The 15,929-nt window shown below is 36.6% G+C and carries 16 protein-coding genes and 1 riboswitch; of the genes, 15 read left to right on the top strand and 1 reads right to left on the bottom strand.

Annotated elements, in window-relative coordinates; all coding sequences use genetic code 11:
* Window positions 1–81: 81 nt before the first annotated feature.
* Window positions 82–471, top strand: a complete 390-nt coding sequence (locus H9655_RS10745) for a DUF2283 domain-containing protein (protein ID WP_191813783.1) — start codon at window positions 82–84, stop codon at window positions 469–471.
* A 20-nt stretch (window positions 472–491) separates the two neighbouring features.
* On the opposite strand, the gene H9655_RS10740 is transcribed toward H9655_RS10745, so the two are convergent.
* Window positions 492–1,130, bottom strand: coding sequence for an alpha/beta family hydrolase (locus tag H9655_RS10740; protein ID WP_191813781.1), 639 nt, complete (start codon window positions 1,128–1,130; stop codon window positions 492–494).
* Between the two features lie 83 nt (window positions 1,131–1,213).
* Between H9655_RS10740 and H9655_RS10735 the strand changes: the two genes are divergently transcribed.
* The 14 genes from H9655_RS10735 to H9655_RS10670 all read left to right on the top strand — a co-directional run bounded on the left by H9655_RS10735 (window position 1,214) and on the right by H9655_RS10670 (window position 15,919).
* On the top strand, window positions 1,214–2,437 hold the full coding sequence (locus H9655_RS10735; RefSeq protein ID WP_318245475.1) for an MFS transporter: 1,224 nt from the start codon (window positions 1,214–1,216) through the stop codon (window positions 2,435–2,437).
* 64 nt (window positions 2,438–2,501) lie between these two features.
* On the top strand, window positions 2,502–2,897 hold the full coding sequence (locus tag H9655_RS10730) for a VOC family protein (protein WP_191813779.1): 396 nt from the start codon (window positions 2,502–2,504) through the stop codon (window positions 2,895–2,897).
* 553 nt (window positions 2,898–3,450) lie between these two features.
* A riboswitch (cyclic di-AMP (ydaO/yuaA leader) is annotated at window positions 3,451–3,606 on the top strand.
* 128 nt (window positions 3,607–3,734) lie between these two features.
* Window positions 3,735–4,997: a cation:dicarboxylate symporter family transporter gene (locus tag H9655_RS10725; RefSeq protein ID WP_191813778.1), complete on the top strand. Its 1,263-nt coding sequence runs from the start codon at window positions 3,735–3,737 to the stop codon at window positions 4,995–4,997.
* Between the two features lie 193 nt (window positions 4,998–5,190).
* Window positions 5,191–5,664, top strand: coding sequence for a GNAT family N-acetyltransferase (locus H9655_RS10720; protein WP_191813776.1), 474 nt, complete (start codon window positions 5,191–5,193; stop codon window positions 5,662–5,664).
* Window positions 5,665–5,679: 15 nt separating this feature from the next.
* Window positions 5,680–6,690, top strand: coding sequence for a DUF1835 domain-containing protein (locus tag H9655_RS10715; RefSeq protein ID WP_191813774.1), 1,011 nt, complete (start codon window positions 5,680–5,682; stop codon window positions 6,688–6,690).
* Between the two features lie 102 nt (window positions 6,691–6,792).
* Window positions 6,793–7,488, top strand: coding sequence for a response regulator transcription factor (locus H9655_RS10710; RefSeq protein WP_191813772.1), 696 nt, complete (start codon window positions 6,793–6,795; stop codon window positions 7,486–7,488).
* Entirely contained in the window at window positions 7,485–8,837 is a 1,353-nt protein-coding gene (locus H9655_RS10705; protein ID WP_191813770.1) for a sensor histidine kinase, read from the top strand. The genes H9655_RS10710 and H9655_RS10705 overlap by 4 nt, the downstream gene beginning before the upstream one ends.
* A 7-nt stretch (window positions 8,838–8,844) precedes the next feature.
* A complete protein-coding gene (locus tag H9655_RS10700; RefSeq protein ID WP_191813768.1) occupies window positions 8,845–9,525 on the top strand; it encodes a PepSY domain-containing protein in 681 nt (226 codons plus the stop codon).
* A 106-nt stretch (window positions 9,526–9,631) separates the two neighbouring features.
* Entirely contained in the window at window positions 9,632–10,195 is a 564-nt protein-coding gene (locus tag H9655_RS10695; RefSeq protein WP_191813766.1) for a PepSY domain-containing protein, read from the top strand.
* A 214-nt stretch (window positions 10,196–10,409) separates the two neighbouring features.
* Complete coding sequence (locus H9655_RS10690; RefSeq protein WP_191813764.1) at window positions 10,410–11,309, top strand: NAD(P)/FAD-dependent oxidoreductase; 900 nt, start codon at window positions 10,410–10,412, stop codon at window positions 11,307–11,309.
* Window positions 11,310–11,327: 18 nt separating this feature from the next.
* Window positions 11,328–11,753 (top strand): RrF2 family transcriptional regulator, encoded by a 426-nt coding sequence (locus tag H9655_RS10685; RefSeq protein ID WP_191813762.1) that lies wholly within the window; start codon window positions 11,328–11,330, stop codon window positions 11,751–11,753.
* Window positions 11,754–11,937: 184 nt separating this feature from the next.
* Complete coding sequence (locus tag H9655_RS10680; RefSeq protein WP_225230562.1) at window positions 11,938–12,483, top strand: glycerol-3-phosphate acyltransferase; 546 nt, start codon at window positions 11,938–11,940, stop codon at window positions 12,481–12,483.
* Window positions 12,483–14,081, top strand: a complete 1,599-nt coding sequence (locus H9655_RS10675; RefSeq protein ID WP_225230561.1) for a GNAT family N-acetyltransferase — start codon at window positions 12,483–12,485, stop codon at window positions 14,079–14,081. The genes H9655_RS10680 and H9655_RS10675 overlap by 1 nt, the downstream gene beginning before the upstream one ends.
* Window positions 14,078–15,919: an LTA synthase family protein gene (locus H9655_RS10670; RefSeq protein WP_191813758.1), complete on the top strand. Its 1,842-nt coding sequence runs from the start codon at window positions 14,078–14,080 to the stop codon at window positions 15,917–15,919. Before H9655_RS10675 ends, H9655_RS10670 begins: the two co-directional genes overlap by 4 nt.
* Window positions 15,920–15,929 lie beyond the last annotated feature (10 nt).

Genomic DNA, 15,929 nt, shown 5'->3' with positions numbered 1-15,929 from the left:
ATTAAAAATGTAGGGTTTCTATACAGAGGAATCCTATATATACATAATAAGCATTAAACTGAAATTTGAGGGGGAGAACGATTGAAATCTAGAATTACATTTGATATAGAGGCAGGAGCTGGCTATATCTATTTGCTACCTGATACAGAAACGTATACCATTCAAGCAACAGAAGACGTAGGTGATTCCCCATTACTAGTTGATATTGATGAGGATGATCGCATCGTTGGTATAGAATGTTTTGGAGCGAATGCGAAAAAGTTATCCCCAATAGCAGGATTAGAAAAAATATATCACGAGAATGGTGAAATTCTTTCTTTCCGGCTATCTGAAAAACCTGTTAAGAAGCATTATCTATTAAAAGGCATCCAATTTTATTTTGCTGATGAGCGGTCTAAATACTTTATCGGTTTCGACATTGTTGATTTTCAAAAATATAAGAAGCAAATTTTAATAAGTATGATAAAATAATTTTTAAATTTTTAACCTTATCAAAAAATAAACCTTTTCACTTCATTCATTACTGTTTGTAACGTTTGAAGTGATTGACCAGTATGATAGCCGATGTCGAGTGAGTGATTGGCGCCATCGATTATTTTTACTTGAACAGAATGTCCCTTCAATTCTTCGATCGTTTCATGATGGAAATATAGATCTTGATTACCGATGATGAGTAACACTTGTTGCTTTATAAATACAGTTGCCTTTGCAATTGTCGGAAATGTTAATAACGGTGTTAAAAGAATAATCTGTGCCTCGCGGAAAATTTCATCTCTCGCAAGGTGTAAAGTAATCGGTATCGTACCAAGAGACTTGCCCAACAGGATGGTTTTTTCATAGGTATGTTTTTTAAATATATCCGTAATAACAAGGTGAATATCTTCCATCATTAAAGATGAAATGTCTTCTACTCTATGTGTTTTTAATAAATTTGTTTCATATTGATAATGAATATGAACAACATCAATCCCCTGCTCAATCATCATCATTGTAGCGTAGTAAAACAATGGATGATTATAGTTGTATCCCGCTCCTGAAAACATGATACATACGGACGAAGCACCTAAATTTATATGAGTATATCTAACTGTTTTTTCCTCTTTTTGTAAGTTTATTTCATGAATTTCCATCAATTTCCCCTTGTTATTTTTTATAAGTAGTGTAACATATTTCCTGTACTGTATTTTCTGAATCTTATATTTTTTTGCAAGGGGTGATACCTATCGGTTGGAGAAATCCTGCGCTGCTTATATTGGGTATAGGCGTTTCTTATTTAGGGAATTGGATTTATTTGATTGCGTTGAACGTATATATTATTGACTTAACCGGTTCTGCAGCTGCAGTTGCGGGTCTTTATATTATTAGACCTTTAGCTATGCTTTTGACCAACCTTTGGTCAGGAAGTGTGATTGATAGAGTAAATAAGAGAAGGTTAATGATTTTTACCGATATTGTACGAGGTCTTTTAGTTGTCTGTTTACCATTTGTACATTCATTATGGTTGATTTACTTTTTATTGTTACTCATTAATTTGGCTGGTAGTTTCTTTGGACCAAGCTCACAAGTATACATAACCAAATTAATTCCAGAGTCAGAACGTAAGCGAGTCAACTCACTTATCGGAATGGCAGGTAATGGGGCAATTATGATTGGTCCAGCAATTGCAGGGGTATTAATGACGACGGTTAGTTTGGCGGTCTGCTTCTATATAAATGCCGCTACTTTTATTATATGTGCTTTCTTTATTTTCTTACTTCCGAATGTAGATGAGCAGAATAATCATGTAAGAGAGAGAATTCGATTTAAAACATTGGTAGAAGATTGGCGGACGATTATTCGCTTTTCTAAAGGAGCCAAGTATTTTATATCTGTCTATTTGTTATTCCAAACGACGATGCTCATATGTGTCGCCCTAGATTCTCAAGAGGTTACCTTTCTAACGAGAGATCTTGGCCTGTCCAATGAAGCGTATGGCTATATTGTAGCCATGACAGGTATTGGTGCTATACTTGGAGGTTTATGTTCGAGTTTATTAGCGAAAAAATTATCATTAAAACTATATATTGGTGCGGGAATGTTATTGACATCGATTGGTTACATTGTCTTCTATGCATCCACACATTATTTAACTGCAACCATCGCCTTTGTCGTATTAGGGTTCTTCTTTACATTTGCCAATGCTGGTTATGTGACTTTTTTCCAAAAACAAGTACCTGTCGACATTATGGGGAGGTTTGCAAGTGTGGCTGATCTCCTGCAAGGAATCGTTCAAATTGGTTTGACATTATTACTTGGTCTCCTAGCAGAGTGGTTTACCTTACAAGAAGTAAGTGTTGTCTTTGCAGTGATTAGTGGAGTGGTTTCCATTGTATTAGTCGCGACTATCTATCGACCATCAAAAGCAAGTTATTTTGAGGATAAGGCTGTCTCTAGCTAATGATTTGCCCCTAACTTCTTCTTGAAGTATGATGGATGAAAATGAGAGATAAAGGAGATTAGCGATGAAAAGTGTCATGCCCTTTCTAATGTTTCAAGATGGACAGGCAGAGCAAGCGATGAATTACTATACATCAATTATTGAAGACTCAAGCATTATAAATATTGCCCGCTATGGTGAAAATGAAGCGGGTGATGAAGGCACAGTAATGAATGCGATATTCAAGCTAAAGGATCAAGAAGTGATGTGCATTGATAGTAATATCGCCCATCAGTTCAATTTCACACCCAGCTTTTCCTTTTATTTGAATTGTGACACTGCGGAAGAGCTACGTAATGTCTACGAAAAACTAGTAGACGGTGGTACGGAATTAATGCCTTTAGGTGATTATGGTTTTAGTCAGCAATTTGTTTGGATTAATGATCGCTTCGGTGTGTCTTGGCAAATCAATCTACCTTAATTAAAAAAGATGGCAAGGGTTATACATTCCCTTTTGCCATCTTTTTCTTTTTGTGTCCCCAACTTTAGTAAACCTGAAGTCACTCCTGCAGCGCTCCTGTGATAGTTGTGTCTCCTTATTTGATTCCACATTTTATTGCTAATGAAAACGTGAGAATATCTACATGAATCATCAAACGATGTTTAATGATAGGCATGGGTATTAGTGATAACAAAAGCATTCGCTAAAAAATCAACCACCAACAAATAAGCTCATTGAGGTAACAGCTGAGTAATTATTTATATTTAGGGAGTCTAAATAATTGATATTTCAGAAAAATTAGTTTTGTAAATTTTATGTATATTTTTCTTTAATTTTTATTTAAAAAAGAGATGTAATAGGATGATTTAAATTTAAATATGTTGTAGTAAACAAGAGGAAATATAAGTATTTACGAGAATTATAAAGGTTTTGATAGATAGGTGCGCGATAGTGAACGCACAGCTTTAAATATCCTCGGTAATTCTTTCTATTTACAATTTCAATGTATTAATAATATAATAGAAAAGTATTTTGTAATAAATTGCTTAATCTTTTTTCTAAGAACGGGGGACCCAATTTTTACAGCGGACATGTCCGTTTGGGGTGAATCTATGTATGTTAGAGGGGCTTACTGTTTCCCTTAGCCCTAACCCGAAAGCTAACCTCGTCAGCATTAAAGGAAACAAAAGGAGTTTATATGATTGCGGGAAAATAACTGAAAAGGCTTTTTTTTTGGTTTATTTTCACCTTAAATTAATTAACCTTGTTTCCCTTGCCTAAGCACTTGATCAAATTTATAGAAGGTGAGGTTTTTTTATGAAAAAAATATTTAAAATGAGTCTAGCTACTCAAATTTTGATTGGTCTTATTTTAGGTATCGTTATCGGTGGTATTTTCTACGGAAATGAAACCGCTCAAAGTATTTTACAGCCTTTTGGTGATTTATTTATCCGTTTAATTAAAATGATTGTCGTACCGATCGTCCTTTCAACAATCATTGTTGCTATTGCTGGTGTGGGTGACATTAAATCAGTCGGTAAGCTCGGCGGTAAATCACTGTTTTATTTCATTGGAATGACAATGGTAGCGATTGCAGTTGGACTTATTTCCGCTAATATATTCCAACCTGGAGCAGGTTTGGATATGGAGAGCCTAGAACAGAATGATATTTCTGGCTATGTTGAAACAAATGAAGAGCAAGAAGGAAAAACAATAGCCGAAACACTATTGCATATTGTACCAACAAATCCGGTTCAAGCGATGGTTGAAGGCGACATGCTTGCGATTATTTTCTTTGCCGTTGTATTTGGACTAGGAGTCGCAGCAATTGGTGAAAAAGGGAAACCAGTATTAAGATTTTTTGAAGGCACAGCTAAGGCTATGTTTTATGTAACAAACTTATTTATGAAGTACGCGCCGATAGGGGTTTTTGCGTTAATCGGTGTAACTATTTCAAAATATGGTTTTGAATCATTGATTCCGTTAGGGAAATTAGCGTTAACAGTGTATGGAACAATGGCATTCTTCGTGGTCGTTATTTTAGGTATTATGGCTAAAATAATCGGTGTAAATATCTTTAAATTACTGGGATCCATTAAAGAAGAATTACTTCTAGCTTTCTCAACAGCGAGCTCAGAGACAGTTCTTCCAAGAATTATGGACAAGATGGAACAAGCAGGAAGCCCGAAACATATTGCTTCTTTTGTTATTCCAACTGGTTATTCGTTTAACCTCGATGGTTCCGTATTATACCAAGCCATTGCAGCATTATTTATTGCACAAATGTTTGGTATTGATTTAAGTATTGTTGACCAAATCACATTAATGCTTGTACTAATGATTACTTCTAAAGGTATGGCAGGTGTACCAGGCGTTTCGTTTGTTGTTCTACTAGCTACTTTCAGTACAATTGGACTGCCTGCAGCAGGTCTTGCTTTTATCGCAGGTATCGACCGTATCCTAGATATGGGTCGTACAGCAGTTAACGTAGTTGGTAATTCACTTGCAGCACTTGTTATCGCAAAGTGGGAAGGCCAATTTAACCCGCCAACTGATAATAAAGTTCAAAAAGCTTCTTAAAAGTGATTATAGATTGAAATTGCATGCCACAGAATTTAATTCTGTGGTATTTTTTTTTGTTTGCGATCAATAGTCGATTTTGGCTACCTAACCTTAGGAAATACCTCCTTCTCTAATTGATCATTTTATGTTTTCCAATTGCGTTTTATACAAGAAAAATATGGTATAATTTTCTAAATAAGGAGGAGTCTATATGCCGTTTCAATTTAATAGAATGGCGCAACAAGAAGCTGAACAAATTGCTTTTACTTGGCTGTATGATGCCCCCTATGATTTTTATAATATGGAGGAAGATGAGGAGGATTTAGCAGCATTTTTGGATGACAAAGAACGGGGAGAGTTTGTTTTTTCTGTCAAAGATGGAGAAGAGCTTATCGGCTTTTTGATGATTGAGCACAAAGGTGACACAGTGGATATAGGTCTTGGAATGCGACCGGACTTAACTGGTCAAGGAAAAGGAGTAACTTTCTTAAAGGCGGCGATGAGCTTTTTAAGAAAGACTTATGAACCTAAACAGTTGACATTATCTGTAGCTACTTTCAACAAAAGGGCCATTAAACTGTATAAACGAATGGGGTTTCACACGAGCCACATATATATACAAGAAACGAACGGAAGTACATATGAGTTTATGAGCATGGTTTTTGATTGTTATAAAAGTGAATAGGGAGAGTGTTTGCCTTTGCAGATTAAACGACAAGTAGATAAATTATCGGAACATGAGGCAAGGTCTATACTATTACAAATGTTATTACGTACTGAAATGCTTCAATCGGGAAACTACCCTAAAGAGGATTATATGACTAGCATGAATGACATTTATCAAGCAGTGTTAACCTTTGATAAGGCTATTCCTCCTCTTCAAGGAGGGAATATCCATATTGTTTTCAGCGATTCGAGTGCGGGGAGTTTAAAACAAGCAATAAAGGAATTAAAGATAAATGATATAGTCATTACGATTCCGATTAATTTTTCGATAGGGCCATTATGGCAATTGCATCAATTAGAGGGTCTTGAGAAGCGTAGGGATTGGTTGCTTGAACATATTAATTTAGAGGATGAATTTATTTTTGACTATATTCCACGTATAGAAGAAAGTTTGATGAAGTTACAGGCATTTCCTGAACAATGTAAAATTTTTATTTGGGGATGCGAAAATGCGCATGAACAGGCAGGAGCAGCCTATGCAGTCTATTTATTACGGGAGACAAGCAATCAAATATATATAGGTTTAGATCAGGAGCGCCAGAAAAGGTTAACACGTCAAGATATTTTACATACGGGTGAGCTTACGCCCGAGCAGTGGGTGGAATATATAAAAAATGGCGAGAAGTATTTCTGTTTATCTATTGATGAACGTCAAAAATGGGTACAACAGTGGGTTACGCTTGCTCAATCGAAGGACGTCTTTTTAAGGATATGGAAAGAAGGACGGTTGACTTCTATCAGTGAAAACTATTTTGATGAGATGATTATTGCTAAGGCAAGAGAACTTCAAAAGGGAAATGATTTTATAAAGTCTGCCCGCCTAATTGGTGAGGTCATCGGGCACCTAGACCAACCTATTGAAGATCTGTTTATTGAATATCGTTTGAGAACGCTAGCGTTATTAGGTATTTTTGAATTGAAGGGTGTGCCGAGGGCAATGAGATATTATAGTGTACGCCTCAAGCCCAAAGAATCATCAAAATGATAAGGCCTCCCACAAAAAGGAGGTTTTTTTTATTGGAAATTTTAATTTGTTTTTAATGTTCTTTTGGTAAGCTAATAATAACTGTAAAAGGAGGAGTGGTGGATGGCAGAGGAGATTTTGATTGTTGAGGATGAGGAAAAAATTGCGCGCTTATTAGAGCTTGAATTAACGTATGAAGGTTATCAAGTGACAAAGGTGTATGATGGCATGGAGGCGATGCATCAATACCGAGAAAAAGAGTGGGATCTTATCCTCTTAGATGTGATGTTGCCAGGTTTAAGTGGGATGGAAATTCTACGTAGAATTAGAGGGAATGACACGGTTACACCGGTTATATTACTAACGGCTAAAGGGGCAGTAGAAGATAAAGTAACAGGACTTGATTTTGGGGCGAATGACTATGTCACAAAGCCTTTTCAAATAGAAGAGTTACTAGCACGAGTGAGAGCAGCTTTGCGATTGAAACAAAAAGGAGGTAAGGAAGAAGGGGGGAAATGGTTAACTTGTAGCGATTTAAAAATGAATGAGCAGACGAGAGAAGTCATGCGAGGAGAACAAGCGATTGAGTTGACTGCTAAGGAATTCGATCTGTTGCTTTATTTAGTTGAGAATGAACGCCAAGTGCTGACACGAGACCAAATATTGTCTAAAGTGTGGGGGTACGATTACAGTGGTGATACGAATGTGGTCGATGTGTATATTCGTTATTTAAGAAGGAAGTTAGAAGTATCTAATGATGTGAAACCGCTGATTCAAACAGTAAGAGGTGTAGGCTATACCCTCAGGCAACCAACATGAAAATCAAAAATAGAATTCATTTATATACTGCGGTCTTATTTATTGTTTTACTCATTGTAATGAACTTAACAATATACTTTATCTTTCAATCAATTACGCTAGAAGGTGAGAAGGCACAGGCAAAAGATGAACTAAATAAAGTTTTAACTGAGTTCCATCAATCCTTGGGCACTCTCCCTCAAGGCAGCTTATTACGGGCATATGTACCGGTTGATGGGTTTATAAGAATCATTCATGAAAATGGAGAAGCAACGACAACAACCTCGATGGATAATGAAAAGGTAGATCAGCTGGCTTTTCAGTTTGGAGCAAGTGATAAGACAGAAATCCTTAAGAACAACCATATCGTTATTAGTTCAACGCCAATGATTTTACCTAGTGGAGAAGTGGCAAACTTACAAATAGGAAGAGATATTGAAGCAAGTTTTCAAAATTTAAATATATTAAAGACCGTTCTCATTATCGTAACACTAGTTGCAACAATCCCTGTATTCCTTTCTAGTAGGTTTGTCGGCAATGTGATTATTACGCCTATTCTTTCCTTAACGGCAACAATGAGGGAAATTAGAAATAGTGGGCAATTTAAACAGTTGAAGCTCCATCGAAATGCAGACATAGAATTGAGGGAAATGGGTGAAACCTTCAATCATATGATTACACTGCTTGAGGAGAATGATGAGAAACAAAAGCAATTTATTGCTAATGCTTCTCATGAATTAAAAACACCATTAACAATCATAGAGAGTTATGCTAATTTGCTTAAAAGACGTGGGTACCAAGATAAGGATTTAGTTGATGAGTCTGTTGAAGCTATCCACTCAGAGGCAATAAGGATGCGAGAACTAACTGAACAATTGCTTCTATTGGCAAAGAATAACGAAGAATGGAATGTACAAAAACAAGAGATTGCGCTCTCCCCGTTCCTTTCTGAAGTTAGCCGTTCATTCGAGAGGGCGTATCAGCGGCATATTATAATATCTGGTTTAAAAGAAATGACGGTCACTTCTGATGAACAGAAGCTTAAGCAACTATTATTTATCTTATTAGATAACGCTAGGAAATATAGTGAGAATGAGATTGAAATTGTTATCGGTAAGGCAAATGAGCAAACATTTATTGAAGTGATTGATACAGGAGTTGGTATTTCTAAAGCTGATCAGGCGAGAGTGTTTGATCGCTTTTACCAAGTAGATCCTGCAAGGAAGCGAGGGAAAAATGGTAGTGGGCTAGGTTTATCTTTGGCAAAAGAAATCTCAGGAGCGATTGATGTTCAGTTAATGCTTCAAAGTGAATTAGGGATAGGGACGAAAGTGAAAATACTTTTTGATAAAGGGCGAAGTCAGGAGTGATGAGAAAATGAAGAAGAAGGTGATTAGTAGCTTAGGATTTATTCTGGTTTTTTTCATTATGATCATTATTGTCTGGCTCTTGCTCAAACAGTTTGTATTGACACCGGATGAATTAGCTGAGAGCGAGGTAAAACAGATAGTGGAGGAACGATATGGAGGCGTTATCCAAGAAACAGAGAATAAGGGCAAAGAATTTATCGTTTCTTTCGATCGTGCAGGGCAAATGTACCAACTACACATTAATCGTACAAGTGGTGAAATAGAAGAAATGTCAAGAATAGGAGGAGAAAAGCAACGTTTAACGGAACAAGAAGTCAAGGAGTTGGTGCAAACTGCTTCTTTAGGGGAAATTGATTCAGTCAACTTAAAAGAAAAGTCTGGCGAAGAAGTATTTGTCGCTCAAGTGGTTAAAGACGGCGAAGCACGTGAAATCACCTTACATGCAGTAACTGGGAAGGTTCTTTCAAATGAGCTAGCCAATGAACAGCCTCCAAGAAATACTATTTTGACAGAAGAGGAAGCGATAGAAATCGCTCTCCAAGCTGTTCAAGGCGAAGTGGATGATGTCGACTTGGAAAATGCAGACGATCATGTTTTTTATCTTATCGAAATTGAAACCAATGATGAAAAAGAGGCTATAGTTGAAGTGAATGCTATTACAGGTGAATCAACTGTGACTTGGGATTAATAAAATATAGTTGAATTTTAATCTTATTTTAATCTTCCTCACAATCTTCTCTCATGATAGCTGTTTAATATAACAGTATAGACATAACAAATAGGAGGAAATTAAAATGAAAAAAGTAGGAGTAGGTTTATTAGCAGGAGCTATTACATTAGGAGGCGTTTATGCCGCAACCGCATTTGCCAATGATGATACCCCAAAAGCAACGGTAACAACTGGTGAAGAAGTGAAACAAAAACAAACAAGTAATACAAATGAAGAAATCCTTTCAATTGAAGAAGCAATCAAGATAGCACAAGAGGAAGGGAAAGGAAACGTAACTGATGTTGAATTAGAGTGGGAAAGAGGAAATCTCGTATATCATGTTGAGCTACAAGGGAATGGTACTGAAACAGATGTAGAGTTAAATGCAAAAACTGGTGAAGTGTTTAAAGTAAAATTAGAGAAAGAAGATGACCAGGACGAAGAAATTACACTGGATCAAAAGCTATTCTCTGCAAATGAAGCCATTCAATTAGCTGAAAAAGAAGCAGACGGAAAGTTCAATGAGCTGCAACTTGATGACGATCATGGGACACTTATTTACGATATTGAATTAGAAGGCAAACAAGAAGCAGAAATAAAAATTGATGCTTTAACTGGTAAAGTACTAGAAGTTGAACTAGATGATTAATGAAAAATTTATAAGAGAGTGCTCATCTTCTGGTGAGCACTTTTATTATGAACCAAAGTACAAATAACGAGTGTATATCACTAACAGCTGAAATTGTTTGTTACCTAGTAAAACCGCTTTACTCCCAAGTGCGAGTTGTTTTCCTTGTTTTTAATTGTTATACTCTCTATTATAGATATTAAGGGTCTATAATATATTTATATTGGAGAGTGATATGATGTTAGATTGTGTGATTATTGGTGGCGGTCCAGCAGGGATGAATGCGGCACTTGTATTAGGGAGAGCAAGAAAAAATATTATGCTTTTTGATGAAGATAAACCGAGGAATAGTGTTACACATGAATCACATGGTTTTATTACACGAGATGGAATTGCACCAGCTGAATTTAAGCGTTTAGCAAAAGAAGATCTTCAGAAATACCCAAGCATTTCATTAAAGAACGAAAAGGTGACGGGGCTTAAAAAAGAAAACAATATCTTCCTAATTAAGACAAGCTCAGGTAATTTTATGCAATCGAGAAAAGTGATTTTAGCAACGGGAGTGAAGGATCAGTTACCTCCTATTAAAGGATTAAAAGAGTTATATGGCAAAAGTGTTTTTCATTGTCCTTTTTGTGATGGTTGGGAGTTACAGGAGAGAAAACTTGTGGTTGTATCAGAAATGGAAGGTATTACCCATATGGTGAAATTACTGACGAATTGGAGCGATGATATTATTGTATGCTCTAATGGGAAACAGATTTTAACAGGGGAAGAAAAAGAATTGTTAGCCTCGAAAGGAATCCGCGTATTAGAGGATGAAATTGCTTACTTACATGGTGAAGATGGACAATTGCAAGAAGTTGTCTTTACAAATGGAGAAAGAATAGAAAGAAATGGTGGGTTTGTTGGAATGAAGTCAAAGCAAGCTTCTCCTTTAGCTGATATAATAGGTTGTAAAGTGAATGAAAATGGTGGTATTATCACAGACGAATTTGGTAGGACAAATATAGAAGGTCTATATGCTAGTGGTGACACTTCGACAATGCCAATGGCTCAACTTATATTTGCGGCTAGTGACGGAAGTAAAGCGGGCATTGCTGTCGTAAGTGATTTATTAGCCGAAGATTTTTAGAAAAAAGGAGTAGTAAAAATGAAATATTCAAGTGCGACGAATTATGGTTTACACACAATGGCGTTCTTATACTTGGCTCCAAAAGGTGAATCTGTCGGAGTAGATGTGTTAGCAAAAGTGCAAGATCTCTCGCCGACTTATTTATCAAAAATATTAACAAAGCTAGTAAAGGCGGGGTTAATCGAATCCACACCTGGAGCAAAAGGTGGTTACCGTATAGTTAAACGTAATGGAGATATTTCATTTTTACAAGTGATCCAAGCGATAGAAGGAAGTAATCATCTGTTTCACTGTTCACTTGATCACGACCATCCACATAATGAAGACTGTTTAATTGAGCAGGCAATGCTTAGAGCAGAAGAGCAAATGGTGAAACATCTAGAGCAAACCTTCATTAGTGACATCGCTGAACAAATGAAAGCATCTCAAGAAGCAGTCGATTAAATTAAGTGAAAATAGACTACAACTTTAAAGAAAGCATCAAAAGGCTCGAGACTCTAAATGATTGATAACTTGAGCCTTTTTTATGTAAAAAATGACATTTAGGGCATTCCTACACATTGGATAAAAATGTTAAGATAGGATGTATATGTAGTTATGTTAAAAAGAGAGGTGACCCTCCCTGAATTTGGTTTTATGGGTTCTTTTTGCGTATGCTTGTGGTTGTTTCAATGGGGCCTATTATATTGGCCGATTTTTATATGGTGAAGATATTAGAGTAAAGGGAAGTGGTAATGCAGGTGCACGTAATGCTGGTAGAGTGATGGGTAGAAGAGCATTTGTGTATACCGTAATAATTGATGCACTCAAAACCATTTTCCCGATATTAGTAGTCATTTATTTGGGGGAAGCTAGTAATCTAGTGATCGCTTGCGTTGTGGTAGCCATCTTATGTGGTCATATCTGGCCGGTGCAATTACATTTCCATGGGGGAAAGGGAATCGTTGTCTATCTAGCTGCCTCATTGGTACTGTTGCCAAAGGGTTTACTAATCGTTGGTGGACTCATTTTTCTGTTATATATCATCACAAAGAAGTTGACTATACCTACACTAACTAGTTTTTTTATCATGCCTATTCTATTCATGTTAAAAAGTAGTTGGATGTTAGCGGCGGCATACTTTTTTATGCTGTTCATTATTGTAAGGCTGCATAGAAGTGGAGGAGTGGAATGATGACAGCAATTGTTTATAAACGGGCAGATCAAAGGTCTGAGCTGGAGCAGATTCATCAATTAAACTATGAAACATTTGTAGAGGAAATACCGCAACATAGAGTGAATGAACAGAGAATATTAGTTGATCGCTTTCATGATACCAATACATATATTATCGCTAAAAAAGACGATGAAGTCGTGGGGATGATTGCTGTGAAAGGAACGAGGCCATTTTCATTAGACGAAAAGCTTGATCAATTAGACTCGTACCTGCCAAAGAATGAAACATTATGTGAGATACGGTTATTATCTATCAAAACACCTTATCGTGGGAGTCGCGTATTTTACGAGTTAAGCAAAGCATTAGTTGATTTCTGTCTTGAAGAGCATTATACGATGGCTATCATCTCTGGGACATTAAGACAGACAAAGTTATATAAACATCTTGGATTCCGTCCTTTTGGTCCTTTAGTAGGTACAAAGGAAGCGCCATATCAACCAATGTATTTAACAAAAGAAAGTTTTGAGGCAGCATCTAAGCTTTTTCAAAAAATGTTGAAGCGAAATAGGAAAGGGAATGGAACTTATTTCCTCCCTGGACCCGTTTCGATAGCGGATAAGGTGAAGGAGGCGTGGGGAAAAGAGCCAGTATCTCACCGTTCTCATGAAGTAAGTTCCATGTTGAGTCAGGTGAAAAAGAAGCTTTGCGCATTAACGAATGCTAATGAAGTCGAGATAGCCGTTGGTACAGGAACAATGGCAAATGATATGGTTGCTGCTCATTTATCAATAGGAAATGAGAAGGGACTCATCTTAGCAAACGGTGAATTTGGGTACCGACTCATTGAGCATGGCAAGCGTTTCAAATTACCGTTTACGACAGTTGAGAAACCATGGAACACACCTGTAGGTATAAGCGAAGTAGAGAACGTCTTACGGAACAATCGAGATATTGGCTGGATATGGACTGTACACTGTGAAACATCAACAGGTTATCTTTTTCCATTAGAAGAATTGGAACAACTCTGTCTTCGCTATAATGTGAAGCTTTGTGTAGATGCTTGCAGTTCGCTAGGGATTGTTCCGGTTCATCTAAAGAATGTGTATATCACGAGTGCAGTTAGTGGGAAGGGTTTAGGTTCTTATCCTGGATTAGCACTGGTTTTTCATCAAACTCAAATACAACCTCATCACCAATTACCGAAATATCTTGATATTGGCGTGTATCATGCTAATGGGAGTATTCCGTTTACACATTCATCAAATGGACTGTATGCACTTTCTGTAGCAATAGAGAATCATCATTTTGCCAGTCATAATTTATATGAATTAGTACGTCAAAAGTTAGTAGAGGCAGGCTTAAGCGTGTTAGGTGGGGAAAATTACTCTCCGGGTATTTTGACTGTTCAATTAGAGACAGAAATGAGTTCGAGAGAGTTTGGCGATCAATTGAAGCTGTTAGGGATTTATGTCAGTTATGAAAGCAACTATTTGCTAGAGAGAAACTGGTTTCAGATTGCACTAATGGGGGAACAGAAAAAGGCAGATGTTGAGTATGCGGTGATTCGCTTACTTAAAGTCTATGACAGCTTTCATAGTAGGAAGGAAATGGGATGAAAAACTTCATAAATTGGGTTGGTAAGCATTATCTCACCGTACTCTTTGTCATGCTATGGGTAAAGGTAGTGGTTGTTACATGGGTAGGCTTCAATTTAACTGTCGAGACATGGCTAGATTTTCTCGTACTTCTCATTAATCCAATGGGTATTAGCCTACTACTTATGGGTCTTGCCTTTATATTTAAAAAAAGATTTTCTATGATAGGCGTGTTAATTGCCTATGTGTTGCTTATTGGTTTATTATATGCAAATTTACTATATTATCGTTTTTATATTGATTTTGTAACAGTATCTGTACTTATGCAGCTAAATAATGTTGGTGGACTTGGACCAAGTACGTTAGAGTTAATTTCGCCTTTCGATCTGCTATTATTCTTAGATATTATCTTTTTTGTTTATGTATGGCGAAAAACAAAACACACAAAGTGGCAACCAACGATGCCTCATAAAAAGAAGTATGTCGCCTTGTCCATGGTCCTAATCATGATGACCTTTTCCCTCGCCTTAATGAGAAATCCTTACGTGCTTCAAGCGAACTATGACAGGGAACAGCTTGTTGAGTCATTAGGGCTTTATAATTATCAAGTGTTCAATATTATTAATAGTTTGCAATCACCAATGATGAAAGTAGTAGCTAGTGATAAAAGTGTTGAGCCTGTAACTAGCTATTTACAGGGGATGTCTGATGCTAAATCAGACTATTTTGGTCTTGCTGAGGGAAAGAATTTAGTATTGATTAGCTTAGAGTCTACGCAGAATTTCGTCATTAACCGTAAAGTCAATGGGGAAGAAATTACCCCTTTTCTTAACTCCTTAATAGAAGATAGTTATTATTTTTCAAATATATATGAGCAAGCAGCACAAGGAAAAACGTCCGATGCAGAATTCATGATTCATACGGGCTTATATCCTTTATCTAGCGGTTCTGTCTTTGTTAGACGTCCTGAGAATGAGTTTATTTCTTTACCTAAATTATTAAAAACAAAAAATAATTATAGCGCTGCCACTTTCCACGGTAACAGCATTAATTTTTGGAATCGAAAGCAAATGTATCCGAGCTTAGGATATAATCAATATTTTTCTGAAGAGGACTATCATATTACAGAAGAGAATTCCGTAAACTATGGTATTAAAGATATTCCATTCTTTGAACAATCAATCACACATCTTTCAACGTTGACGGAACCCTATATGGCTAGTTTCCTTACATTAACCAATCATTTTCCTTTTCTATTAGAAAGTGAGGACCAACGTATTCCCCCTGCTGATACGTCGGTTGACGTTGTTAATCGCTATGTGACAACGGTTAATTATGAAGATGCAGCGATTGAGAGATTCTTTGATTTGTTAAAAAAAGAAGGAATGTATGAAGATACGATTTTCGTTATATATGGTGATCATTATGGGATTTCCCAAGAATTTGAAGAAGGCGTTCATGAGTTATTAGATCAACCGGAAACGCCGATTAATCATCTCCAATTGCAGCAAATTCCAGTCATCATTCATATACCTGGCCAGGAAGGTGCGACGTTTGAGACAATCGGTGGCGAAATTGATATTCATGCCACTATCCTCGAATTAATGGGTATTGATGAGGATCAAAGAACAAACTTTAGTGAAAACCTATTTACGAGAGATCCTGATAAACCTGTTGTCTTTCGTGATGGCAGTATGGTAGCCAGTGAATATGCCTATCTTAACAATGCTTGTTACAGCATGCATACTGAATCACTAACTGAAGAAGAAAACTGTGCAACGTATCTAGAAACGGTACGTAAAGAACTTAAGCTATCTGATGAAATGATTTTAGGGGATTTATTGAGGTTTATAGAATAGGGGAGGAATA

The sequence above is a fragment of the Cytobacillus stercorigallinarum genome, assembly GCF_014836495.1.
In the GTDB taxonomy this organism is placed as follows: domain Bacteria; phylum Bacillota; class Bacilli; order Bacillales; family Cytobacillaceae; genus Cytobacillus; species Cytobacillus stercorigallinarum.
Note: the sequence above shows the minus strand (reverse complement) of the source record. Positions and strands in the feature narration are given on the sequence as shown.

Excerpts from the sequence above, each read along its gene's own strand:
- H9655_RS10740 (WP_191813781.1), bottom strand. The coding sequence starts at position 1,130 with ATGGAAATTCATGAAATAAACTTACAAAAAGAGGAAAAAACAGTTAGA.
- H9655_RS10730 (WP_191813779.1), top strand. The coding sequence starts at position 2,502 with ATGAAAAGTGTCATGCCCTTTCTAATGTTTCAAGATGGACAGGCAGAG.
- H9655_RS10725 (WP_191813778.1), top strand. The coding sequence starts at position 3,735 with ATGAAAAAAATATTTAAAATGAGTCTAGCTACTCAAATTTTGATTGGT.
- H9655_RS10720 (WP_191813776.1), top strand. The coding sequence starts at position 5,191 with ATGCCGTTTCAATTTAATAGAATGGCGCAACAAGAAGCTGAACAAATT.
- H9655_RS10710 (WP_191813772.1), top strand. The coding sequence starts at position 6,793 with ATGGCAGAGGAGATTTTGATTGTTGAGGATGAGGAAAAAATTGCGCGC.
- H9655_RS10705 (WP_191813770.1), top strand. The coding sequence starts at position 7,485 with ATGAAAATCAAAAATAGAATTCATTTATATACTGCGGTCTTATTTATT.
- H9655_RS10700 (WP_191813768.1), top strand. The coding sequence starts at position 8,845 with ATGAAGAAGAAGGTGATTAGTAGCTTAGGATTTATTCTGGTTTTTTTC.
- H9655_RS10695 (WP_191813766.1), top strand. The coding sequence starts at position 9,632 with ATGAAAAAAGTAGGAGTAGGTTTATTAGCAGGAGCTATTACATTAGGA.
- H9655_RS10690 (WP_191813764.1), top strand. The coding sequence starts at position 10,410 with ATGATGTTAGATTGTGTGATTATTGGTGGCGGTCCAGCAGGGATGAAT.
- H9655_RS10685 (WP_191813762.1), top strand. The coding sequence starts at position 11,328 with ATGAAATATTCAAGTGCGACGAATTATGGTTTACACACAATGGCGTTC.
- H9655_RS10675 (WP_225230561.1), top strand. The coding sequence starts at position 12,483 with ATGACAGCAATTGTTTATAAACGGGCAGATCAAAGGTCTGAGCTGGAG.
- H9655_RS10670 (WP_191813758.1), top strand. The coding sequence starts at position 14,078 with ATGAAAAACTTCATAAATTGGGTTGGTAAGCATTATCTCACCGTACTC.